General features: G+C 57.0%; 25 protein-coding genes and 1 pseudogene. 16 read left to right on the top strand and 10 right to left on the bottom strand.

Annotation, left to right across the window (positions count from 1 at the left end; all coding sequences use genetic code 11):
• The first annotated feature begins 44 nt into the window (after positions 1 to 44).
• The 5 genes from ACFOPH_RS25355 (at position 45) to ACFOPH_RS25335 (ending at position 2,957) form a co-directional block, all read left to right on the top strand.
• Positions 45 to 737, top strand: a complete 693-nt coding sequence (locus ACFOPH_RS25355) for an IS6 family transposase (protein ID WP_081925863.1) — start codon at positions 45 to 47, stop codon at positions 735 to 737.
• Positions 738 to 1,064: 327 nt separating this feature from the next.
• A complete protein-coding gene (locus tag ACFOPH_RS25350; protein WP_379738173.1) occupies positions 1,065 to 1,496 on the top strand; it encodes a hypothetical protein in 432 nt (143 codons plus the stop codon).
• The gene (locus ACFOPH_RS25345; RefSeq protein WP_379738171.1) at positions 1,493 to 2,143 is read left to right on the top strand and encodes a recombinase family protein; all 651 of its coding nucleotides are present in this window, start codon (positions 1,493 to 1,495) and stop codon (positions 2,141 to 2,143) included. The genes ACFOPH_RS25350 and ACFOPH_RS25345 overlap by 4 nt, the downstream gene beginning before the upstream one ends.
• A gap of 147 nt (positions 2,144 to 2,290) precedes the next feature.
• Positions 2,291 to 2,593 (top strand): hypothetical protein, encoded by a 303-nt coding sequence (locus ACFOPH_RS25340; RefSeq protein ID WP_379738169.1) that lies wholly within the window; start codon positions 2,291 to 2,293, stop codon positions 2,591 to 2,593.
• Between the two features lie 4 nt (positions 2,594 to 2,597).
• The gene (locus tag ACFOPH_RS25335; RefSeq protein WP_379738167.1) at positions 2,598 to 2,957 is read left to right on the top strand and encodes a hypothetical protein; all 360 of its coding nucleotides are present in this window, start codon (positions 2,598 to 2,600) and stop codon (positions 2,955 to 2,957) included.
• Positions 2,958 to 3,057: 100 nt separating this feature from the next.
• On the opposite strand, the gene ACFOPH_RS25330 is transcribed toward ACFOPH_RS25335, so the two are convergent.
• Together ACFOPH_RS25330 and ACFOPH_RS25325 are read right to left on the bottom strand one after the other, a co-directional pair.
• Positions 3,058 to 3,996 (bottom strand): IS5-like element ISEcl7 family transposase, encoded by a 939-nt coding sequence (locus tag ACFOPH_RS25330; RefSeq protein ID WP_379738165.1) that lies wholly within the window; start codon positions 3,994 to 3,996, stop codon positions 3,058 to 3,060.
• A gap of 9 nt (positions 3,997 to 4,005) precedes the next feature.
• Positions 4,006 to 5,370: a TonB-dependent receptor plug domain-containing protein gene (locus tag ACFOPH_RS25325; RefSeq protein WP_379738163.1), complete on the bottom strand. Its 1,365-nt coding sequence runs from the start codon at positions 5,368 to 5,370 to the stop codon at positions 4,006 to 4,008.
• 222 nt (positions 5,371 to 5,592) lie between these two features.
• Here ACFOPH_RS25325 and ACFOPH_RS25320 point away from each other — a divergent pair, with 222 nt between their 5' ends.
• Positions 5,593 to 7,032 (top strand): hypothetical protein, encoded by a 1,440-nt coding sequence (locus ACFOPH_RS25320; protein ID WP_379738161.1) that lies wholly within the window; start codon positions 5,593 to 5,595, stop codon positions 7,030 to 7,032.
• On the opposite strand, the gene ACFOPH_RS25315 is transcribed toward ACFOPH_RS25320, so the two are convergent.
• The gene (locus tag ACFOPH_RS25315) at positions 7,016 to 7,183 is read right to left on the bottom strand and encodes a hypothetical protein (protein WP_379738159.1); all 168 of its coding nucleotides are present in this window, start codon (positions 7,181 to 7,183) and stop codon (positions 7,016 to 7,018) included. The two genes, ACFOPH_RS25320 and ACFOPH_RS25315, sit on opposite strands and share 17 nt — an antisense overlap.
• Positions 7,184 to 7,332: 149 nt before the next feature.
• Between ACFOPH_RS25315 and ACFOPH_RS25310 the strand changes: the two genes are divergently transcribed.
• Both ACFOPH_RS25310 and ACFOPH_RS25305 read left to right on the top strand, forming a co-directional pair.
• A complete protein-coding gene (locus ACFOPH_RS25310; RefSeq protein ID WP_081925863.1) occupies positions 7,333 to 8,025 on the top strand; it encodes an IS6 family transposase in 693 nt (230 codons plus the stop codon).
• On the top strand, positions 8,022 to 8,453 hold the full coding sequence (locus ACFOPH_RS25305; protein ID WP_379738157.1) for a WapI family immunity protein: 432 nt from the start codon (positions 8,022 to 8,024) through the stop codon (positions 8,451 to 8,453). The genes ACFOPH_RS25310 and ACFOPH_RS25305 overlap by 4 nt, the downstream gene beginning before the upstream one ends.
• A gap of 102 nt (positions 8,454 to 8,555) precedes the next feature.
• Here the strand turns inward: ACFOPH_RS25305 and ACFOPH_RS25300 are convergent, their stop codons facing one another.
• The 3 genes from ACFOPH_RS25300 to ACFOPH_RS25290 all read right to left on the bottom strand — a co-directional run bounded on the left by ACFOPH_RS25300 (position 8,556) and on the right by ACFOPH_RS25290 (position 11,822).
• Positions 8,556 to 9,116 carry a hypothetical protein gene (locus ACFOPH_RS25300; RefSeq protein WP_379738156.1) on the bottom strand — a complete coding sequence of 187 codons (561 nt, stop codon included), beginning with the start codon at positions 9,114 to 9,116 and terminating at the stop codon, positions 8,556 to 8,558.
• Positions 9,117 to 9,998: 882 nt separating this feature from the next.
• A complete protein-coding gene (locus tag ACFOPH_RS25295; RefSeq protein ID WP_379738155.1) occupies positions 9,999 to 10,262 on the bottom strand; it encodes a recombinase family protein in 264 nt (87 codons plus the stop codon).
• Between the two features lie 60 nt (positions 10,263 to 10,322).
• The gene (locus ACFOPH_RS25290) at positions 10,323 to 11,822 is read right to left on the bottom strand and encodes a recombinase family protein (protein WP_379738154.1); all 1,500 of its coding nucleotides are present in this window, start codon (positions 11,820 to 11,822) and stop codon (positions 10,323 to 10,325) included.
• Positions 11,823 to 12,038: 216 nt separating this feature from the next.
• Here ACFOPH_RS25290 and ACFOPH_RS25285 point away from each other — a divergent pair.
• Positions 12,039 to 12,467: pseudogene (locus tag ACFOPH_RS25285) on the top strand (IS5 family transposase); the annotation flags it as partial.
• Positions 12,468 to 12,472: 5 nt separating this feature from the next.
• On the opposite strand, the gene ACFOPH_RS25280 reads toward ACFOPH_RS25285, so the two are convergent.
• Positions 12,473 to 13,126, bottom strand: coding sequence for a hypothetical protein (locus ACFOPH_RS25280; protein ID WP_379738152.1), 654 nt, complete (start codon positions 13,124 to 13,126; stop codon positions 12,473 to 12,475).
• Positions 13,127 to 13,970: 844 nt separating this feature from the next.
• Between ACFOPH_RS25280 and ACFOPH_RS25275 the strand changes: the two genes are divergently transcribed.
• Both ACFOPH_RS25275 and ACFOPH_RS25270 read left to right on the top strand, forming a co-directional pair.
• Positions 13,971 to 14,687 (top strand): IS6 family transposase, encoded by a 717-nt coding sequence (locus tag ACFOPH_RS25275; RefSeq protein ID WP_379738150.1) that lies wholly within the window; start codon positions 13,971 to 13,973, stop codon positions 14,685 to 14,687.
• Between the two features lie 92 nt (positions 14,688 to 14,779).
• On the top strand, positions 14,780 to 15,763 hold the full coding sequence (locus ACFOPH_RS25270; protein WP_379738148.1) for an IS5 family transposase: 984 nt from the start codon (positions 14,780 to 14,782) through the stop codon (positions 15,761 to 15,763).
• 232 nt (positions 15,764 to 15,995) lie between these two features.
• Here ACFOPH_RS25270 and ACFOPH_RS25265 read toward each other — a convergent pair whose 3' ends face one another.
• Entirely contained in the window at positions 15,996 to 16,712 is a 717-nt protein-coding gene (locus tag ACFOPH_RS25265) for an IS6 family transposase (protein WP_379738146.1), read from the bottom strand.
• Between the two features lie 395 nt (positions 16,713 to 17,107).
• Between ACFOPH_RS25265 and ACFOPH_RS25260 the strand changes: the two genes are divergently transcribed.
• The 3 genes from ACFOPH_RS25260 (at position 17,108) to ACFOPH_RS25250 (ending at position 19,198) form a co-directional block, all read left to right on the top strand.
• Positions 17,108 to 18,028, top strand: coding sequence for a hypothetical protein (locus ACFOPH_RS25260; protein ID WP_379738144.1), 921 nt, complete (start codon positions 17,108 to 17,110; stop codon positions 18,026 to 18,028).
• Positions 18,025 to 18,654 (top strand): RES domain-containing protein, encoded by a 630-nt coding sequence (locus tag ACFOPH_RS25255; RefSeq protein WP_379738142.1) that lies wholly within the window; start codon positions 18,025 to 18,027, stop codon positions 18,652 to 18,654. Before ACFOPH_RS25260 ends, ACFOPH_RS25255 begins: the two co-directional genes overlap by 4 nt.
• 193 nt (positions 18,655 to 18,847) lie before the next feature.
• Positions 18,848 to 19,198, top strand: a complete 351-nt coding sequence (locus ACFOPH_RS25250; RefSeq protein ID WP_379738140.1) for a hypothetical protein — start codon at positions 18,848 to 18,850, stop codon at positions 19,196 to 19,198.
• A gap of 24 nt (positions 19,199 to 19,222) precedes the next feature.
• On the opposite strand, the gene ACFOPH_RS25245 is transcribed toward ACFOPH_RS25250, so the two are convergent.
• On the bottom strand, positions 19,223 to 19,651 hold the full coding sequence (locus tag ACFOPH_RS25245; protein ID WP_379738138.1) for a hypothetical protein: 429 nt from the start codon (positions 19,649 to 19,651) through the stop codon (positions 19,223 to 19,225).
• 62 nt (positions 19,652 to 19,713) lie between these two features.
• Here ACFOPH_RS25245 and ACFOPH_RS25240 point away from each other — a divergent pair, with 62 nt between their 5' ends.
• Positions 19,714 to 20,196, top strand: coding sequence for a hypothetical protein (locus tag ACFOPH_RS25240; RefSeq protein ID WP_379738136.1), 483 nt, complete (start codon positions 19,714 to 19,716; stop codon positions 20,194 to 20,196).
• A gap of 352 nt (positions 20,197 to 20,548) precedes the next feature.
• Positions 20,549 to 21,094, top strand: coding sequence for a hypothetical protein (locus ACFOPH_RS25235; protein WP_379738134.1), 546 nt, complete (start codon positions 20,549 to 20,551; stop codon positions 21,092 to 21,094).
• Between the two features lie 193 nt (positions 21,095 to 21,287).
• Here the strand turns inward: ACFOPH_RS25235 and ACFOPH_RS25230 are convergent, their stop codons facing one another.
• Positions 21,288 to 22,472 carry a hypothetical protein gene (locus tag ACFOPH_RS25230; RefSeq protein WP_379738132.1) on the bottom strand — a complete coding sequence of 395 codons (1,185 nt, stop codon included), beginning with the start codon at positions 22,470 to 22,472 and terminating at the stop codon, positions 21,288 to 21,290.
• Positions 22,473 to 22,487: the final 15 nt, after the last annotated feature.

Raw genomic sequence — 22,487 nt, 5'->3', positions numbered from 1 at the left:
GTCAATCGGGTAAACTGCGGCGCCCGAACCCAGGACGAATCGATATGCTCAACTTCAAAGGGATGCGTTTTCCTATCGACGTGATCCTGGTCTGCATCCGTTGGTATGCAGCCTACCCGCTGAGTTACCGGCACCTCGAGGAGATGATGGAAGAGCGCGGCGTGTCGGTCGACCATTCGTCGATCAACCGGTGGGCGGTTCGTTTCCTGCCGCTCATCGAGAAGATGGCCCGGAAATACAAGCGCCCCGTCGGTGGCAGCTGGCGAATGGATGAGACCTATATCAAGGTCAAAGGGGTCTGGAAATACCTCTACCGCGCCGTCGACAAGCAGGGCAAGACTGTCGACTTCCTGCTAACGGCCAAGCGCGACATGCCTGCAGCGAAGCGCTTCTTCGAAAAGGCGATGGGTGCGAACGGCAATCCCGACAAGATCGCGATGGACAAGAGTGGTGCCAATAAGGCGGCGATCGACGAGGTCAACGCTGGTCGCGACGTCCGGATTGCGGTACGCCAAGTCAAATACCTCAACAACATCGTCGAGCAGGACCATCGCGCTATTAAGCGGGTGACCAGGCCGATGCTCAACTTCAAATCGTTCCGGTCCGCCAGTTCGGTGCTGGCTGGAATTGAGCTGATTCACATGATCCGCAAAGGTCAGTTCGAGATCGACGGCGCCGAGGCGATGTCGTTCGCCGACCAATTTTCTGCGATGGCAGGAGTGGTCCGTCCAGTGTGAGGGGCGCAGCTCCGTTTTCGGCCAATTTCCGCCGTTTGATCAACAACGCGACAGAACCTCGCGCGCGTGCGGTCCAGCGCCGGCAGCGGCTCGGCCTTGTCCCACAGCTCGCGGTCGGTGCCGATTTGTTGGCAAAAACGTATCTCAGCCTACTGTCGTCAGCATTTATTGGATAATTTGGGTGGATAAAAAACACATGTATAATTAGAGCCGTGGGAGGAAGTTTTTATACACTCGGTTCTAGGTGTATAGTTTGGGTGTACCCTTTTTATCATGCCAATATTGCAAGAAATGGTAAGATCGTTCGAAAATTGAAACAATGACAACATGTCTTTTAACGATACAGATATTTCCAACTGGGCGCGCGTTGTCGAGATCTTTGGCGCCATCGAGATCGAGATTGATGACGACTCCGAACGCGTCGTTTTCGTACCCATACGAGCGAATATTTTTGATCGCAACATTGCCGTGATACTGGCCGAAGGAATGCGCTCGATAACCAGAATTGACGAGAATGTGAATATTTGGATAGACGTCCAGGACGAGGAAGTTCCCGTCTACGTCAAAGAGGCAATTGGCTTATGTGGTGGAAGCGCGTTAAGGATAGTTTTGACGCATGATAATGCCAGCTCCCACGCACCAGGCGAGCGACTGTCGGCAGAGTTAATCGATTCGATTTCAAAATCGGCCGCTCCAGGTTTTGTTTGGCACCCGTTTGCTAAGAAACTTGTTCCATCTTTGTGGTTGAATTTTGAATGAAGATCGCCCGCATATATATCCGAGTAAGTACGGACGATCAAGACTTAGCACGGCAGGCAAGCTTGCGTGCTTCAACCGAAGCAGCAGGGTTTTATGTGGCCGCTGTTTATGCCGAGAAGGCGAGTGGCGCGCGTGCTGATCGTCCGGAACTACTGCGCTTAATCGCCGATTTACAGCCAGGTGAGGTCGTCGTAGCTGAACATATTGACCGCATTACCCGTTTGCCCCTTCCCGAGGCGGAAGCGCTCATAGCCAAAATTCGCGCGGCAGGCGCCAGGCTTTCCGTTCCGGGATTGGTCGATCTATCGGAGCTGGTAGCTGAAGCGTCAGGAGTGGCCAAGATCGTCCTAGAGGCTGTTCAAGACATGTTGTTGAAGATCCTCTTGCAGATGGCAAGGGAGAACTACGAAACGATGCGACGACGACAGCGTGAAGGCATCGCTTTGGCGAAGTCACAAGGGAAGTACAAGGGAGGCAGGAAGGCAGATACGGCCCTACACGCGCGGATCATCGCTTTAAGGAAAAACCACAGCATATCGGCCACGGCTAAACTGGCGGGCTGCTCCGAGCCGCTGGTCAAGCTTGTGTGGCGGGAACATCATAAGAGGCTTGCAGCAGCCGCCGACGAGACAACGCCGGCCGCGTGATCGCCGGTACCAGAATTTTCGCGGACGCGAAAACCAGAGTTCCACTTGCCAAAACATGAACTAGCGATTACTGTACATTTGTACAGTATTCTACTATGCATTATGTATGTTAAGGCTTGCAGGATTTATAACGACGGTGGCGCGCCTATGCTGCGCCACGACCTGGCATTCACTCATCCGACCGATTGCGGCTGGCTCGTTTGTCGGGACGCGCTCGACAAACGCACAGGACGCACCATAAAGCGCGCTTGGCTCCTTAGCGACGACCGGACGAAAAACATCTATCCGCCACTGTGCTATGTCGACTCCGTATTCGAGAACGGCACAATACATCTGCGAGGGGAGGAGCGAGACGAGTTGTCTGGCAAGCTGACCGCAATGGGTTGGTATTGCGAAATTGTCGACGGTCGGCGTCACGGCCAGGACGCGCGTGGCCCGCTGCCGATCTGACGCTATGACGGCCTCCAGCGCTCCAGCTCCAGAAACCTTGCATCCGTCGTTGTGGCGCGCATCGCAACTGGTCCGCGCCGACGTGCGATGCGTCGACACTGGCCACGTTGCCTTGTCGGGCCAGCTACCCGGCGGCGGCTGGCCTGTTGGAACGCTGATCGACCTACTTGTCCAGCAGCCAGGCATTGGCGAGATCCGCCTACTTGTTCCCGCGCTGGCCGGTGTAGCCAAGCGCAGCGTTGTCATGGTCGAGCCGCCGCAGGCGCCGCAGGCCATCGCTCTCGCGTCCCTCGGTTTGGCTCCATCTCAGCTGATCTGGATACGTAGCCCGCTCTGTAGACGCATTGTTGTAGCGGATGAATAAAAACGTTGGTACGAGAGTGCGTACGCTCTTGATTTATAGAGTGCGGAGGCTTTGTTGCATAAATCAATTGAGCGCGTAGTACCCCAAACCCCAGACGGATTTACGGCATGGTCACCGCTACGGTCGTGGGCGTGCCCAAGCGCGTGAAGCGATTGAGGATGGCGGCACGGACCTGCAACTCGGCGACCTGACGGTCGAAGTGGCGCGCCATGACGCGTTCACCAAGCAGCTTGAAGCAACGCATTTTGGTCTCGACAAGGCTGCGCCGGTGATACCCGCTCCACTTTTTCCAGATCTTCCGGCCAAGCCGGCGGGTGGCCGCCAGGATGGCATTGCGCGCTTTGGCACCGGGACGCTGGTCCTTCCATGGCTTGGCGTTCTTGCGTGTCGGAATGAGTGCCTGCGCTCCGCGTTGTGCAATCGCTTCGTGGCAGCCTTTCGTGTCGTAGGCGCCGTCGCCACTGACGCTCGCGACAACCTCCTCGGTGGGTATCTGGTCGAGCAAGCACGGCAGCATTGGGGCATCGCCGGTGGCATTGTCGGTCACCTCGATCGCCCGGATTTCCAGCGTGGCCGCGTCAATGCCAAGGTGGATCTTGCGCCATTGGCGACGGTAGTCGGCACCATGCTTCTTCGTCTTCCACTCGCCTTCGCCCAGCATCTTGATGCCTGTACTGTCGACCAGCAGGTGCAATCCCGTCGTCGTCGGCTGCGCTCCGATCGTCACCGAAAGACGCTTCTGGCGCCGGCTGACCGTGCTGAAGTCGGGCACTTGCCAGTCCAGTCCGGCCAACCCGAGCAGACTCTGCGTCATACCCATGGCCTGGCGCAAGGGCAGATTGAACAGGCCCTTAACGGTCAGGCAGAACTGGACCGCCGCCTCGCTGTACTTCGGACTGCGGCCCCGCTTGCCGCTCGCACTGCCGTGCCAGCACATGTCCTTGTCCAGCCAGATCAGCAGCGAGCCGCGGGCTTTCAATGCCGCGTTGTAGTCTTTCCAGTTGGTCGTTCGGTACTTCAGCTTTACGGGAGCAATCATGCCGTCAGTTTACCCGTGCTGCGCCTCGGCCGCTGATGGGCCGATTTGTGCAACAAAGCCCTTCGTCACGTTCCACTCGTCCTGCACGAAGGCGGCCAGGCGCGTGATCTCCGGTTCGAAGCCTTCGACGATGTGGACCGGCGCGGCGTCGTCCTGCTGCTCGTGGCGGTCGCGCATGTCGTCGTTGGCCTGGCGGCTCGTGTCGAAGCCGGCGGCCAGCGCATGGCCGTCGAACAGCGAGCGGTTGTACTTGCCGCGCAGCGTCGTGCGGTGGGCGTGCGAGGTCGTGTCCCAGTCGCGCACCAGGTGCTGGGCACGGCCGAGCGTGTAATAGTCGTTCAGGCTGTCGCTGTCGCTGCGGCTGCGGTCGGCGGACAAGGTCAGGTCCAGCTTTCCGCCCAGCACCTTGGCGATCCATTCGATCTCGCCGCGTACGCTGGCCTGGTCGGTCGCGGACGAATACGGGACGTCGACCCAGTCCGGCGCCGGCCACGTGCCGGCCAGGTCGTCGTTCTGCGAGCGGCCGGCCCAGTCCGAGCGCGTCGCCTGCACGCCGGCGCTGACGTTCAATTCGTTGCGCTCGTCGATCTTCCAGTTCAGGCGCGGATACAGCACCAGCCCGTGGTAGCTGCCGCCGCCCTGGCCCCGGGTCGTGCGCGCCTGGCTCAGGGTGCCGTCCGGGTCGAGGAAGACGTCCGACCCCGTCGAGACGGAATCGTTGTGGCCGGCGTAGAACGTGCCGTTGATGAAGTAGGAGACGCTGCCGACGCGCTCGCCCCAGGTGCCGCCGGCATTCATGCTGTCGGTGAACTGCGAATGCATGACGGCCAGGCGCGCGTCGCGCTGCGGCTTGGCCACCACGCGGCGCAGCACGATGTTGATGGTGCCGCCGATCGCCTGCATCGAATATTCGGCGCTGGCGGCGCGCACGATCTCGATGCGCTCGATCTGGTCGGGCGTCAGCGCATCCAGCGAAAAACCGGGCGGCGGGCGGTCGCCGTTCACCAGGATCTGCGTGTATCCCTCGCCCAGGCCGCGCATGCGCAGCGTCTTGCCGGTGACGGTGACGCCGGGCGCGCGCTTGAGCACGTCGTAGATGTTGTCGTCGCCGTACTTGCGGATCTCGTCCGTGTTCAGCACGGTCTTGCTGGCCGTGTCGTCGCGCCGCGCGTCGTAATTGTTCTTGCCCTTGACTTCGACGGTCTGGATGGATGCCGCGCGGTTGACGGCAGCGGCCTCCTTCTTGCCGGCGGTATCGGCGGCGGACTGGGCGGCATCGGCAGGCTGTGCGGGCGGGCTGGTGGATTGCGCCAGCGCGGCACAGGGCAACAGCACCCCGGCAGCGATGACGAATCGTGCGGATTTATAGGACATTATTTTTGCACTCGATGGTCAATACAGGACGCCGGTTCCGGTCTCGGGCGGCTGCCGCGTCCGCGATAGTTTGAAAGATTAACAAATCCGACCCGGCCAAGTACACGCTTTTTTTACATTTGGACGACACGGCCCGCACGCCGCGCACGATACCTTGAGTCAATTTACGACAGTAACGCCTGCTGTTACTCTTGTAACACCAGACACTTCAAGGAGCCGCGTATGTTTGTACCTCGCACCGACGAGCACGCCATCAATTTCCTGCCGCCCTATTTCGACAAGGATTACGTCGAGCATGCCGTGAAGCCCTTCATGGCCGGCTCGATCGTCACCGGCGAAAAGCCGATGCTGCCCATGATCGACACCGAGCTGACGAAGGAAAAGGCGATCCCGCCGCACATCTTCGGCATGCTGTACGAGCACTGGACGCCGAACATGGAAGAGGAAGGCCTGTCCGTCTTCCTGCAGGGTTACGAGAACCGCGGCCCCGACAACGAACGCAAGCGCATCTATTATTCCGCCTTCACGGCCGACCTGTACCCGGCCTGCTACCAGCCCAAGATCCAGGCCTTCCTCGACCGCCTGTTCGTGCCGGAGAACGCCGGCAAGCCGCTGATGCAGGCCTACTACGGCAGCTATTTCGATCTGTACTGGGACCTGCACCTGGGCGTTTCGGGCGACGCGATCCCCGACGAGATCCGCGAAATCGGCAAGGCCTTCAATACCGTGATCGGCTTCTGGTTCCCGACCATGGACATCGTCTACCAGAGCTATATGGCGGTGCGCAAGCTGCGGCCCTTCCTGCGGAAATGGGTCGATGCGCGCGTGGAGGACATCCTGCAGGGCCGTACGCCGGGCTACGACAAGACCATCGTGCATTACTGGATCAAGAACGGCGAATTCGGCGAGAACTTCCGCCGCAAGGACATCGTGTTCGAATGCTTCCACAACTTCCTCGCGTTCAGCCAGTGGGGCAACACGCTCTTCAACATCGTGGCGCGGCTGTCGCGCGAGGACGGCGATGCGGCCGTGCGGGACTGGTTCGCGCGCACGATGGCCGACCCGGACCGCATCGACACGCCGCCGTTCACGCCGCTGGACCGCTATACGATGGAGCTGTTCCGCACAATTTCGCCGAACGGCGGCAGCTATTCGCTGTCGAACGCGCGCCAGAGCTTCAGCGGCCAGGGCTACAACGGCGTGCTGACGCTGCACCTGCCGTCGAGCGAGAACCCGCTGCACTGGCCCGACCCGGCCGCGTTCGACCCGGACCGCTACCTGGCGGCGCCGCTGACGTCCGACCATGACGCCGCCGCGGCCCGGGGCGCCGGGCTGCAGCGCTGCCCGTTCGCCAAGACGGCGCGCCCGCTGCGCGACGGCCGCAGCGGCCAGGTCGAGAACAGCGTGTACGGCGCCGTCTACGCCACGGTCGGCGGCACCGCCTATCCGGTGCCGGACACCGCGGGCTATGCGCCGTTCGGCTTCGGCTACCGGCGCTGCCCCGGCGAGCTGTTCACCATCGGCTTCGTGCGCGATTTTCTCAAGAAAGCGCATGCCGCCGGCGTCGAGTTCCGCAAGCTCGACACGGACAAGCCGGCGAAACTGCCGGTCGGTCCGCTGACCGTGATCGAAGACCGCTACGCGTTCAGCCTGGCGACGTGAGCGCGCAGTCCGGGCGCCGGAAGCCGTCCAGGATGATGCGGACGCCCTCTTCCAGGAAGGGTTCCGGCGGTCCGACCTCGTGCTCGGTCAGCACGCGGTTGGCGGCCAGCAGGGTAAAGCCGTGGACATGGGCCCATAACAGGCCCAGCACCTTCTTTGGATCGACGTCCCCGGCAGCGCACCGACCAGCTGGCAGTGGTAGATGATGCGCTGCAGGATCGCGCGCGGGTTCTGTCGCATTAGGGAACGTCGACGGGTCAATCGGGTAAACTGCGGCGCCCGAACCCAGGACGAATCGATATGCTCAACTTCAAAGGGATGCGTTTTCCTATCGACGTGATCCTGGTCTGCATCCGTTGGTATGCAGCCTACCCGCTGAGTTACCGGCACCTCGAGGAGATGATGGAAGAGCGCGGCGTGTCGGTCGACCATTCGTCGATCAACCGGTGGGCGGTTCGTTTCCTGCCGCTCATCGAGAAGATGGCCCGGAAATACAAGCGCCCCGTCGGTGGCAGCTGGCGAATGGATGAGACCTATATCAAGGTCAAAGGGGTCTGGAAATACCTCTACCGCGCCGTCGACAAGCAGGGCAAGACTGTCGACTTCCTGCTAACGGCCAAGCGCGACATGCCTGCAGCGAAGCGCTTCTTCGAAAAGGCGATGGGTGCGAACGGCAATCCCGACAAGATCGCGATGGACAAGAGTGGTGCCAATAAGGCGGCGATCGACGAGGTCAACGCTGGTCGCGACGTCCGGATTGCGGTACGCCAAGTCAAATACCTCAACAACATCGTCGAGCAGGACCATCGCGCTATTAAGCGGGTGACCAGGCCGATGCTCAACTTCAAATCGTTCCGGTCCGCCAGTTCGGTGCTGGCTGGAATTGAGCTGATTCACATGATCCGCAAAGGTCAGTTCGAGATCGACGGCGCCGAGGCGATGTCGTTCGCCGACCAATTTTCTGCGATGGCAGGAGTGGTCCGTCCAGTGTGAGGGGCGCAGCTCCGTTTTCGGCCAATTTCCGCCGTTTGATCAACAACGCGACAGAACCGTTCCCAAACGCTGACGACTACTGGGACGGCAACTGGCTAAACGCTACTGCGATCTGTTCTTCAACCGGCGCGACTGTCCAGGTGCACGGCTTTTTTGTCCGTACCGATGAAATATCGGAATGGCAACGTGCAGTCGACAAGCTGGACGCTGACCTGAAAGGCGAAGCAAAACTAGCGTGCATGGAGCCTTACATTTCGGTAACGTTGACCGCTGGTTCGCTGGGTGCGATTGCGATGGAAGTGAAAATTACTCCCGACCATTTGAACCAAGAACACCGATTTGAATTTTCCATCGATCAAAGCTACTTGGCACGACTGTCATCACAGTGCGCGCGCATATTGCACGCCTTCCCGTTACGAAGTGCTTAAAGGTCCGCTCCGGGTTGAAAGCAGATGCCACAATAAGTCTGCAATCGGCCAAAAGCAGACCATGTTCAAGCCTTCGTACAGCGAGGTAACGAGACGAATGCGTTAGTAAGGATGCGGCTCTACGTCGCGTGGATCGGTAAGCGTGATCACTCCCTTTGCGATGTGAAGCACGATAAGAATTCCAACTATGTCGCCGGTAATCATTGCCACAAGTGCTGTCCAGTCTACTAAACCAGTGGAGACCCACATGAACGCATGGTGAAAAATAGGACTCACGAGTCCACACAGCGCCCCGGTAAACAAGAGCCTCTGCGCAGTTAAATTTTTTAGGCGTGGCCCTAAGTCAAACCAGTGTTTCGCGAAGAGATAGGCAAGGTAAGGACCACCTGCCGCCGCTATCGCACCGCTAAGTGCACGCACATCATCTTGAAAAGAGAAATGGTGGAAATTGAGGTAAATGCTCGCCAGGAGTAAGCCTAGGAAACCGGAGAATCCAAAAAGCAGCGTTGCCAAAAGACGGACGCCTGCAGGCAGAAACACCCAGTTGATCCCACGACTTTGCTCAAGCCAAATAAACGCAGCTTCGTTGACCCAGTTCACTCCGATGAATGTGACGATTGTGATACCTACGTATCCAAGATGTTTGACGGCTTGCTCTTTCATGACCGATATTATAACGTAGGAACTCGAAGTGTTGCCACGCTGCAACAGGGGAGCGAGGCCTTACTAGTACATGTAGCCAAACGCTAGCTGCGTTCCGCTTCATTTTCCACTATGTATTGACATGTCTTTACTTGTAGCTTCAAGGTAGACAGCTTTTCATTTGACAACAGGTCTAGTAGACTGGGCGCCAGTCGACTAAAAGTTGTCATCACGTTCATAGCGAAATCGTAGGATCAATAGCTTGCCTGCTAGAAACTAGAAACGATGCCCATTATTGGTCGATAGCAAACAGCCAACTGGGTCCGTTATAAGTCAGCGTATCTCGTGCCGCTTACGGTAGCACAGCACTACCATTTGTAGAGAACACGACCTTGGGCATTAAAAACCACTCGGGGTGCTCCAGCAGAATCCAACTCACTTGACGCGGGGTGGATGTAGAGGCAAGTAAAGTCTCGGTTTTCTATACGCTTTTCGATGACGCGTATAAAGGCTGAAACCGCCTCATGCAGTTTGACGTATTTCTCAAACCGAAAGTCCTGTAGCTGAACGATGAAGCCGACGTAAGCGCAGCTTTCTAACACGGGTTCTAACGATGCCTGCGCTGCCGCCAATTGGCATGTGCGCGTTGCATCGGAAAGGGCTGTATTGAACAAGGCACACATGGCTTCGCTCTAGGTAAGCATGATGCAAAATCCTAGCTCTGAGTAGCAGAGCTGGAAGCTATCATTTCTGATAGGAGTCTTTAGTTAGCTCAGACCAAACACATCCGCCATCGAGGCGTGCGCGAACTGCTGGTAGCTGGGCAGCGTGCGTGTCGATGGCCATAAGTACTGATGATCAGGAAAGTTTTGTACAGGAAGCAAGTAAATTTGGGCCACCTCTTCATTGGCTTGGTTCATTCGCACCCATAAGATAAAGTCGACCGCAGGCGCATGCCGCACCGTCCTCGAGAAGTCGTAAGAGCCCGTTTCGTCCATCGAGCGTAAGTCCACTTCGTCCTTCGTCGCGATACACAGCGACCACCTCAAAATCGTGCTGTGCTGCATATTCTCGCAGGGCCGACTCCTGATGGTCAGTCGAATAGTTCTGATGTTCAGTTGACGCTCGGACGTACAGTGCCGCACCGGGTGTAGGAGGCAAAACCATAGCGAACTCCTTAAAAATGCTAACAACTACTCGTCACCTGGAGGTTGCGCTTCCCAGCACTTACTTACCGAACATTGCTGCGACCGATGTGTACCGTATCTCAGCAAAGCCTGCGAGATTCGATTCTTTCAAATACAGCGCTCCATTAGCCAGCTTTGCTGCTGGGATCAAGAAATAGTCGAGCAGCTCATGCGTATCCTCATGTAGGCGTGCTGTGATGACGAAATCAGCTCCTGGACAGGGTTTAACCCTCCAGTTCACAAACCCCTTCGTTGGCCTGCGTCGAGTCGCTATCTCTACTTTTACGCGGACTGAGTCATTAATAATAAATCGATGAGGTGCTTCACTGTCATCAACGGTAACCCCTGCGGATCGTGCGTGGCTTGCGACTTCTTTAAAAAGGTCGCGTAGCCTGGTAGCGATGACCCTTTTGGTTTCGACAAAGACATGTGATGGGCAGCGGTCTAACCCAGCAGCATCGTACGCAGCGATAAGAGAACCAAACCCGCGCACGAAAAGCTGAGGGTCTGGCATAAAAGGATCTGCAGCGATGATCTTCGCGTTTACCTTGTCATGCCTCTTGTGGCATGCCTGAAGCAGGCTAAGCAACTCATCTAAGGTGTACCGGCGAAGGCGCCTAGCTCGCTCATCTTGTGCCTTGGCAAATAGTGATGGCGAGATCAGGGGCTCGACGGCTCCCTCATTTATGATCCATTGGTCGATTGGGTTGGCTGTGCGGCGGCTGGAGAGTTTGCAAGACTTGCGGTTGAACGCCAGCGTTCCGCAGTACTTCAGGTTCGTCAGCAGTGAATTGATCATGGAGTGTGTCCACGGCCTGCCGAACTCGCTGGCAACTCCCTCATCATTCAGGAGTCGTGCAATAGCAGGTTCGCTGAGCTTTTGCTCCAAGTAGAGCCTATACACCCTCCGAATGGTAGCAGCCTCATGCGCCGGCCCTGGTATGAGAACAACCCGATCGGTAACAGCTCCCTTTGCTTCACCGTACTCTAGTACACGACGTGGTGTGCCGTCTTTCGTGATTGCTAAGCGCCTCAAGCCATAGCCGGCATGACCGCCCTGTTTGTAGCCGAACTGGGTAAATCGGCATTGAGCATTAAACGTCTTTGTCGAAAGCTCACGGCTGTACTCGGCAGCCATCGTGCGCTTAATGCTCTTCATTAATGCGCCAAGGGGTGTGCCATCGTCAGCGAATTGTTCTCCACTGTAGACGACCTTGATGCCAGCGCGACGGCACGTGTGTTCGTGATAAGCGGCTTCGTCAACGTCTTGGAACCTGCCCCAACGACTAACGTCGTACACAATGATGAGTTGGAAGTTAGCCATCCCTGACTGGACATCGTGGATCAAGTTGCTTAGTCCAGTGCGGCGCCGAATGTCAAGTCCGCTCTTCCCTTCGTCAACATATTCCTTGACGACGTCGATTCCATTGCCGAGCGCGTACTCATAGATCTTGGCACGCTGATGGTCGGTCGAGTAGTTCTGATTTTCCGTTGACATCCGCACGTAAATCGCGGCCTGGGATTTCTGATTTGATGACACGGCGACGCTCCTTGTTGAGCTACCGATGAGACCTGGGGATCGAAGTAGGGTAGCTGATTAGGGCAAAAAGTGACGCACATATAATGATGCATGACGCGGTCTTACGCCGACCCGCGAGTACGACCAGATTCTTGGGATCGAGCGAGCATTGACGCCGCTAGCGTGCCCGCACCCTTCGGAGGTGAACATATTGGCTGAAACCCAACAAATCGAGGCAAACTTGGCTACAAACATCATGTAGTTGTAGATCAGCGTGGACTCCCTTTGGCTGCCTGCATCTCAGGCGCACAAGTGCACGATTTGCGACTCCTTGTCCCGCTGGTCAAGGCGAACCCGGCCATTGGAGGACTGTCAGGCCAAGCTCGAAAACGACCAGGGAAATTGCATGCTGATCGCGCCTACGCTTCTCGAGCAAATGGAGCTTGGCCGCGTGGGCGCGGGACTGCAGCAAGGATTGCGCGCTACGGCGTGGAGTCACGCGAGCGGCTTGGCCGATGGCGATGGGTCGTGGAGCGAACGCTTGGTTGGCTCCACCAGTTTCGCCGACTTGGCATCCGCTTCGAGCGCCGAGCCGACATTCACCAAGCGTTGCTCTCGCTAGAGTACACGCTCATCTGTTGGAGGTATGCCGAGAGGTTTTGTTAGGCGCTCTAGATATGCGTAAGCCTATACGCGTTATCCTCGGTGAGCTCAAAAAATAGCTCACCGCTGGGTGCAGCGGCATCGTCCCAGAGCGTGACCAGCTTGGAAACTTGCATGAGGATGTATAGGAGTTCGGGACTGCCCTCCATGGCCTCGGTCAGGTCAACCTTGGTAGCACCTGGCATGAACAGCGGCGCTAGGGGCAGCCTCTTCGACAGTGCAATATCGACCCAGGGTTCAATCATTGCGTTGACTGCCCGCTGCAATGTACCCACGTCGGGATGCCAGCGTGCGTCCTTTACTGATAGCTGAATCATTGGAGCAGGCCGTTCGAATGCTACTTCACAGACGACATAGTCGGCGGCACTCGTGTTAGGCACCAGCGCATTTTCGAGTGCAAGCTCAGCGGTTGGGCTGGCATAAACAGCATGCCGCCGGGAGGGCATGGCCTCCGGCCGGGCAAACTCCCAGAGGTTGTCGACGAGATAGGGAATGTTACCCGGTAGGCGTTTTCCGGGGTGACGCACAATGCGCCGGTTATTCACGAAATTTCTGATGGGCACGGCTCGGTAGATCGGCATATGCGTCCAATGAGATGGGCGTCCAGGTGTACCCTGGATCAGCATGAAACGTTCTGGTGAACCGGCATCGAAACCTGACAAGGGAATCTGCCATTATTTTACAGAGCCGCCGTAGCGCATTTAGCTTGCCCTGTCCCTGCTTCGACGGATGGTCCTGTCCCTGCGCCAGTTTGTTGCCGGCCTGACAGCTACTTAGACTTCAGTATTGTCGACGTTTTCCCTGAAATGGTCGAACATGGCTGAATTATGGATCCCTTCTATTTCCTCGAAGACGACGCCGGTTGAACCCCTGCCGACCTGAGTGAAGAACACAGTCAAAACGTCTCCCGCCCTCACACCCAGACTCTCGATATGCGCCCGCTGTTCCTCGTAACCACCGCGGCCAGTATATCGAACCTTCTGTCCGGCTTTCGCATATATATTCATCATACTGACTTAGTCCTATATGACAAAACGCCATACGCACTACGATCACGTTTCTCTGTACGTGTTGCCGCTAAAACGCTGTCCACCCTGTTAGAAAGTAAGGCTCCAGCATAAGGTTCATGTCGATTTCTTGATCTGGACGTCCAGGGATCAGGCAACCGAATCCGTCCAGCGACTGTATCTGCCCTCGATTGCCGACTTCCTGAACCAGAATATCGTCTGACCCTCGATGATTACACCAGGAAAATGCACGGAATGCTGGTACGATCCGATGGCCCACCCGTTCGGCCTCTCCTGGCCCGGCATGCCACACCTGAGGCCGCGCCGAAGCCTGCCAAGCTCACGTTATGGGGTGAGGAAGCCAAAAGCTCGCCGTCGCTCCGCACGGACTGTCCGCTTCTGGCGATATTGGTTATCCAGAATTGCTCAGCGTACGTTGTTGTCGCACTGGCTCTGGTGCAAATCTGCGACTCGGCTAGAATGATGACCTTTGCACAGCATGAGTAACCGTCCAAGCAAGACCGACCTGTTCAAGGGCAGACACTTCGAGCAAGAGATCATCGTCTTGTGCGTGCGCTGGTACCTGCGCTACAAGCTTTCCTACCGCGACTTGGTCGAGATGATGGCCGAGCGAGGCCTGCCGATCGCTCACACGACAATCCTGCGCTGGGTTCGGCGCTACGTGCCTGAGTTCGATAAGCACTGGAGCCGGTTTTCGGCGCAGGCAGGCACGTCCTGGCGCGTTGACGAAACTTACGTCAGGATCCGCGGCCAGTGGGCTTATCTCTACCGGGCGGTCGATGCGGCAGGCAAGACCGTCGACTTTCGGCTCAGCCCGCGGCGCAACGTCGCCTCGGCCAAGGCCTTCTTCCGCAAAGCGGTACGTTCTCAAGGCCGGCCGCCTGAGACTATTACGCTGGACGGGTATGCAGCTTCTCACCGAGCCGTTCGAGAACTTCAACAGCAAGGCATGCTAGCCGAACTGACGAGACTTCGCTCGTCGAAATATCTGAACAATCTGGTCGAGCAAGACCATCGAAATGTGAAGTCCAGACTGGGCGCCATGCTTGGCCTCAAAAGCTTCGCTACCGCTGCCATCACAATTCGCGGCGTCGAGCTCATGCATCGCATTCGCAAGGGGCAGTTCGACTTACGTGCTCTGGCACTCCAAGGGCAAGGTCCGTGCGAAATCTGGGCAGCTGTCCTCGCTGCCTGAGCTAGGGAGACGCTGATTAATTCGGCCGCTCCGGTTCCCGCCGGTGCCGCAACCTGAGACAATGACGCTACGTTCCTCGCCCGCCATCGATCATGCAAAAGAGCTTCTCCGACCTCGAATACGCCGCCAAGAAAAAGCTCACGCGGCGCGACCTTTTTCTCGCTGAGATCGAAAGCGTGACACCGTGGAGCATGCTGCACAAACTGGTCGAGCCGTTCTATCCGAAGGTCGAAGGCGCTGGCCGTCCACCGATCGGGCTGGCGCGAATGCTGCGGATGTATGTGGCTCAACAATGCTTCGGTTTGTCGGACGAAGGTATTGAAGATGCGATCTATGACAGCCAGGCCATTCGCGCTTTCGTCGGCATCGATTTGGGCCGCGAGTCGGCGCCAGACGCGACGACGCTGCTCAAGTTTCGTCACCTGCTCGAAGCAAAAGATCTGACGCGCCAGATCTTCGATACGATCAACCGACACCTCGCCGAAAAGGGTCTGATGATGCGCGAGGGGACCATTGTTGACGCCACGCTGATCGCCGCGCCACCATCGACGAAGAACAAGGATGGCAAGCGTGATCCGGAGATGCACCAATCGAAGAAGGGCAATGACTGGCACTTCGGGATGAAAGCGCACATCGGCGTTGATGCTGCGTCTGGCCTGGTGCACACCGTCGTGGGCACGGCTGGCAATGTCTCCGACGTGACGCAAGCACATGCGCTTTTGCATGGAGACGAGACCGCTGCACTCGGCGACGCAGGCTATCAGGGCGTGGAGAAGCGCCCCGAAAATGTTGGCAAAGCAGTGACCTGGCATGTCGCCATGAAGCGCTCCAAACGCAAGGCGCTTCCCAAAAACAAACTGGGCCGCATGACGGAAAAACTGGAGCATTTGAAGGCCAGCGTGCGCGCGAAAGTCGAGCATCCGTTCCATGTCATCAAGAACCTGTTCCGTCATCGGAAGACGCGCTACCGCGGCCTGGCGAAGAACACCGCGCAACTGTTTACTCTGTTTGGCTTCGCCAATTTAGTGCTGGCTGGCCGGCGATTTAGGGTCACTGAAACCCGAGTTGCGTCCTGAGCGCCAAAAGGCGCAAGGGATACCGCTATATCGCATAAAAACAGGCTGTAGTGATCTCTAAAAACGAGATCGCAGCTGGAGCGCAACCGCGTCGCAAAAAAACCTCGGAGACGCAAAAATCGTCAATTAATCAGCGTTTCCCTATGACGGTTTTCAATTCTCGACGTAGCATGTGAGGCTCTGGTGCAAATTATGGACAAAGGCACGCGAACCTGCAGTGCGCCGGCTGAGTTCACGCAGCCAGAACAGCTGCCCAGATTTCGGACGGAGTTTGCCCCTGAGTTCCCAGACCTCGTAGGTCGAACTGCCCTTTGCGAATGCGATGCATGAGCTCGATGCCTCGTATTGTCGTGGTAGCGGAAGTGAAGCTTTTCAAGCCCAGCATCGGTCCAAGTCTGGATTTGACATTGCGATGGTCCTGCTCGATCAGATTGTTCAGGTATTTTGACGAGCGAAGCTTCGTCAAGTCAGGAAGACGTCCCTGCTCTTGAAGTTCACGAACGGCCCGGTGAGAGGCTGCGTAACCGTCCAGCGTAATAGTCTCAGGTGACCGGCGTTGGGAGCGCACAGCCTTGCGAAAGAATGCTTTGGCTGAGGCGACGTTACGCCGTGGACTCAGCCGGAAGTCGACCGTCTTGCCTGATGCATCGACAGCCCGGTAGAGATAAGCCCATTGGCCGCGGATCCTGACGTAGGTCTCGTCCATCCGCCAGGAGGTACCAGCCGATGTCGCAAAGCGGCTCCAGCGTTTGTCGAACTCCGGTGCGTACCGCTGAACCCAACGCAGGATTGTCGTATGAGCGATGGGCACGCCTCGCTCAGCCATCATCTCGACCAGGTCTCTGTACGACAGCTTATAACGCAGGTACCAGCGCACGCAAAGGATGATGATCTCTTGTTCGAAGTGTCGGCCCTTGAACAGGTCGCTCGTGCTCGCGTGACTACGCATGTTAGGCAAAGGCCGTCATTCTAGCTGAGCTGCAGGTTTGCACCAGAGCCCTGAAGCAAACGTCCACCTTGGCGAAGGCATCGTCGTTGTCCGCAGGAAGGGATCGTCGTCGCCGGCGATCGCCAACGTCCTCGGCAGCGTGCCAACCGAAACCGGAACCCTACTGTACCTGGACCGGCTGATTCACAAGCCCCATGAAAGTGAACTAGGTGGCTATGGCATAAGCGGCGCGGTCTCAACAATCTTGGCGATTCCCAGGGGGCAGACCTAACCCCAAGGCCTAACTCGACAAACCGCTCAAATAGCCTACCCTCACCGGGTAGGCTTTTTTTTCGCCTTGTCATGCCTCAACACCGAAAGGAATAGCGGAAATCCAGCTTGATGTCATGGAAGTCATGAACTACACTGCTTTCATGACCAGATCTTCTAACACTTCTTGGCTCTCACCAGAGTATGCCCTTGGTGACGATTGGGGTTTTCTACGTTTGGGACTGAACGATGCGCACCGATACCGCATTAACACTCGAAATTGGCTAGAAAGCGATGCCCGCTTCAAACAAATCGACGTTGAGCACGAGTCACCTGAGCATAAAGCTCTTGTAGACGCCGCTATACGAACGATCGACGCTCAGGACGGAAACACCTGGGCACACATCGCCACTGTTGCCGGCGCTGCGGCACGTGAGGAGCGCATCCGTCGTGCTGCTCTCCATGGTAATGCGCCAAAGATTCTGTACTACTTCGCTCTCCCTCATGACTACGCTACACTGGACCTAGTTTCGATCTCGGAACCAGATACGGACCATCAAGCGGTTCTAAACTTGAAACAAGAGGTTGAGGATTTAAAACAGCAAGTAGCTGTCCTGACAGGACTGGTAAATCTTCGAACAGAGCACGCATCGCCCTCCCTGGCCAACGCAAAGGCTCGTGGAGCCTCATACATGCGGTCAGAGTTTGACAGTCCAGAAAACCTATCGCTCTCCGCCGCCAGTGAGTATTCGGGCCGTTCAGACCGCGTCATAAATCAAGAGAGAAATCGTGGTGCACTCTACGCACTTCTACTCGAGGGTAATACACGTGGCTTCCGATATCCGAAGTGGCAATTTGACGTTGAAGCGTCGAGGCTTCGCGCTGTCCTTCAAGTGCTTATCGGGACTTCAATGAGCTGTTGGGCACTTCACAGCTTCCTTGGGCGCCCGCATACAGATTTGGACAGCAGAGCACCAAAAGACGTAATCGCTGACAACACCTTCCCACTTGATCGTATTGTAGAGGTCGCACGACGGCGCGTAGATCAGCAACAAGGGGCCTCATGACTGGCACACCTCCCGCATCGCCTTTGCTAGACTGCCCGCTGCCGCCTTCTGACTTGCACCTTCGTCAAATCCCTGTCCGGATCTTGGACGTTGCCAGCTTCCCTCTGCTGCGCATTCACAGAAGCGCGTTTTCGCCATTGTTCTATAACAGGCGCTCGTCGAGCTCGACAGTTTATCGTTTTGATGCCCCTGCGGACGAGTATGGGGTGCTGTACGCGTCCCCAGAATTTGATGTATGTATGGCTGAGACGCTGGTCCGTGATGCGTTTCAGACCTGGCCTTTGGTGCTAGACGAGTCCGAGATCGCAGAACGCAGCATCTCTACCTTGGGAATTGTTGGGCGAACAGATTTGATGCTAGTTGACTTAACTGCGCCGCTATTCCCTCTCGGGGGAACTTCAGTTATTTCCGCGTGCTCGGATTATTTCGCTCCAAATCGTTGGAGTAAGGGCTTTTTCGATCACCCGAAGGACTACGATGGGCTGTACTTCTTGTCGCGGTTTTCCAATCTACCGTCAGTAGCGCTATTTGACCGTGTCGAGACAACGGTGGACGAAACGATAAAGCTGTTGGCTGACCCAAGACTTCCTGACTTCTTGGACCGCTATGGTATTGCGCTGGTTTGACTCGAAAAAATGGCCTGGTTACCCAGGCCATTTTGCTTGCGCGATCTAGGCAGTTACGAGCACTCTAACGTTTTTCGCAATGTACCCACGCGTAGACCGTTCCGGCTGGAACTCGACTTCCGCACCTGAGGATGGAACACTTCCACGAACGTAATTGGCGTTAAAAAAGTAGTCGCTACCGTCGGAGCCGGCAATGAACCAGCCTGGCTATATCAACAGCATTGAGCCGAGGCGGAAAACGGCTGGCACTATTGGCCAGGATCTCGAAGCCCTGTTTTCTCGCGTCTCCGACGCTAACTTGCGAGCCAAGATCGTCCCGTTCGCGAAAGAGTTTCGTGAAGTCGTCAGAGAGCGAAATGGTCTTTTACACGGAAAGCCAGGAACCGCTCAAAATAATGATCAGCGATTGTTCAAAAGAGGAGTCGAGTGGGCACTCTCTGATGTAAATGCATTTTCCGATCGGGCAGTTCGCGCGGGGGAGCTGTTGAACGCACTAATTTATGCCGAGTTGCAGGACCCGTGTACAGTCCAGCTCAATCCATAGTTGCAACCGCTTTGGATCCCAAAGCTACTTTTTACCCCTGCTGCTGCCCCTGTTGCCTCCGTTTTTGGCGTAGTACTGCTCTGCTGCTTCTGCAATACGTTCGTCCTTCACCTTGATGTAGATTGAAGTAGTCGAAGCGCTTGCATGGCCTAGGATGTCCTTCGCCACCACAATCGGCATGTTATCTTCGACTGCCAGCGTTCCGAAGGTGTGTTTGAAGGCGATAGCGGCGAGAAACGCTATCGAATCATGAGGCAGATCGCAGCCAAAGAGCGGAAACCTCGGTTCAAGTGCAGAGAACTTCGCTGCAGGCAAATAAGCAGAAAGCCCGTCATTCGCGCCATTGTGCCGACCATGATCGATCCGTGCGATTAGTGAACCCGGAGTACTGGCGCGCCGGGGCGCGTGCCGTAACCCTCTGGCGCGCAGCACAAATCGTTTGCCATTAAACATAAATTGCTGCGTATGTTGCCTATAATGTCGGGAGAATAATATTCGTAAAGGCCATGGTACATATGACATCGACATCGAAGAGTTGGCAGGACAAGATCGCGGATTTCATGAATGAACCGGCCGCAGACCAGTGGGAGAAGGAAGTCATGGTTGACGGCGTTTTGATCCCGCAGTCCGTTATCGGCAGGGGAGAGCTGAATGCTACGGATCTCAGCGACGCGCTATTACGAGTCCTTATCGGCAGAACGGCCTCCTTTGTCGTGCTAGCCTGTGTCGACCAAGCGGTAATGGTGCGCCGGTTGGAACGAGCCATTGAAGAAAAAAGCATGACCTGCCGGATTTACACCGAAAACAGGATCGTGGCAGCGGGCGGGGCCGCGCTAGTGACGGGGCTGGGAGTCGCGGCTGTTGCCGCGATTGTGGCGCATAACGTGGCGACCTTGAATCCGGATTACGAGATCAAGAAGGACATTGTCAATAATAAGGTGTCCGTGACGTTCAAAAAGCAGCCTACACGTATCGTCCACGACCTGACGAATTATTGATCTTCCCGCGCTCTATACCAACATGCCGTTGACGCGCCGATGCGGCGAAACTCGTGGTGCGTAAGGTCCGAAAATGGGCGTACGACGCGCGCCTTGGAAAGTAGAGTCTGGCGCTACCACCTCTGATACCTGCCTTTCGCAAGGCGACTGGGCCAAGCTTCGTAACGACGCCCAGAACGGACGGTTTTCTGTACACCCGGCCGTTCGGGTGAATGGTACCGGCACTCCTTGCCAGTACCGGCGCACATGCCTTACACTCGCCCGTTTGATTGCGCGCCTTCCGGCCGTGTCACCGGCCGCAGTAGCCTCAGCGCAGTTTCGGTCCTGACGGTGGATCTATGAACGGGCACCGATGTATCTCGACATCCTTAACGAAATCGACAATCTGCGAACCACGCGGTTCCTTCCGATCAGCACAAACGCCAAAGGGTACCCGGTCATCAACGAACCGCTCAACGCCTGCGCCGGCTTGTACTTTCTGTACACGTCATACAGCATCGATGAGCTGTGCACTATTGCAGAACTTCCCGGGGCATCAGTGCCGATCGCGCGTCTAACGCAGGCGCATCATCTGTTGCCGAACGTCTGCCAGATCGAGCAGGATGGCTTCAGGCTGGTCTACAACGGCATCGGCGGTTACGCCGGCGGCAGCTACGGGCTTCGCAGGCGCATCCTGCAGGAGATATCCGCGCCGGACATCAGGACCGGCTCGCTCCGCATTATGCAATCCGCGGTCAATGATCTTGCACGGTGGCGTTTCTCATACGTGACGCTGCATTCCGAGATGCAGAAATCCGCTGCTGACTTCGGTCCAGAATGGGGCTTCGCCGAACACGCCAAGTCCCTAGAGCGTTGCTGGCGCCTGGCGCACGGCTGGCCTCTGTTGTGCCGTACCTGAGAGTGCCCAGCGCGTTCGAGCGGGTGTGCATGAGACCTAGTCCTAGCACCAGAGCACTAAAGCTGAGTCTCCAGCGAGCTGCTCCGGCGCCCGTCCTTGCGATGCAGGATCGTCAAGTTGCCTTACACTGGCCAACCCTTTGCTCAGGAGACGACATTATGGCTTGGGTCGGCGCCAGTGCTGTTGTAACTCATTAGACGCCAGCATCGGACGATACATGCCACTCGTCGGGCTCTGGACAGTATAGGTCCATCACGGCCTTCGCTACGCGAGCTGGGACATGCAGGTCGGGCGTCAGCGGCGGATCCCCATCGTCGTCCTCGCTTTCCGTTGGATAGCCTATCGGCAGGCCTGGGGAATAAATAGCGTTCCAGTTGCGCTCCTTGATTGATGCGACGATGCGTTCGCGATGCTCCTGGCGCCAGGGCGCAGGCGCCAGACGTCCGTCGGGTCTCCACCACGCCAAATCCACCTCAATGCAGAGCTCGTTATCCTGCCAATACGGGTCGTACACCTCCGGTCGCAAAGGGACGACCCGAATCTCAATGCCCAAGCCGCGCGTCGATACGTGCACGCGGCCCGGATCAAGCCCTTCCAGATACTCAATCAGCGCCCTTCGGAAGTCACGATGGAAATGTCGAAACACGCGTACGCCTTCTAGTTTGCGCCGTACGATCATGCCACGGTAGAAGCGGGCAACCGGCATATAGTCGCGAGGATGCACAGGCATGTCGTGCCCCTCGATGTCGACGATGTCTCCCCTTTCCATCGCCAGACGCCGCAGATCACCCCATACCCAATCGGCGTTCAGCTCGCTCAAGGCTGTTTTTTTGAAGGTATCGCTACTGCGCGCCAGCGGGAAGAATCGGCAGGCGCTGGCCGCGAAATAATCGAGTTCCTGCGCTCGATCGGACGTATATTCGAAGTAGTGCAGCTCGATCACGTATGCGTCCTCCGAGCGGCGCAAGATGATCTTCCTCCCGCTTTGCGGATACCACTTTAGCAGCGCGTCAAGTGGCCCATGCCAGCCGGACGGCGGCTGGTCGACGATGTAACCTTCGTAATCGCCGCCGATTGCCAGCTGCGCGGGGAGATGCTTTCGGAATGCGCTGGACGGCGTAATGCTCTCGTAAAGCCAGTTACGCGGCAGATGCCGCTCCACCTCTTCGCGTCCGGGCGGGTGCAGCAGATCGTCGAAGGTCGTACCAAGGTTCGTCGCAAGACGATGTGCTGTGGCCAGGGTGGTGCGCTGTCCCTTTTTGATACGGTTGATCGTCCTTTCCTCTATACCGACGGCGTACTTCTTGACTGGGCCGCCGGCCTCCGCGATGCGCAGGCGGACCTTATCCGAATTGAGCTGGATGGTATGTTTCGTCATTGCTCGTCCCAGTTC

Source organism: Massilia haematophila (assembly GCF_042647645.1).
Taxonomy (GTDB): Bacteria; Pseudomonadota; Gammaproteobacteria; order Burkholderiales; family Burkholderiaceae_D; genus Telluria; species Telluria haematophila.
Note: the sequence above shows the minus strand (reverse complement) of the source record. Positions and strands in the feature narration are given on the sequence as shown.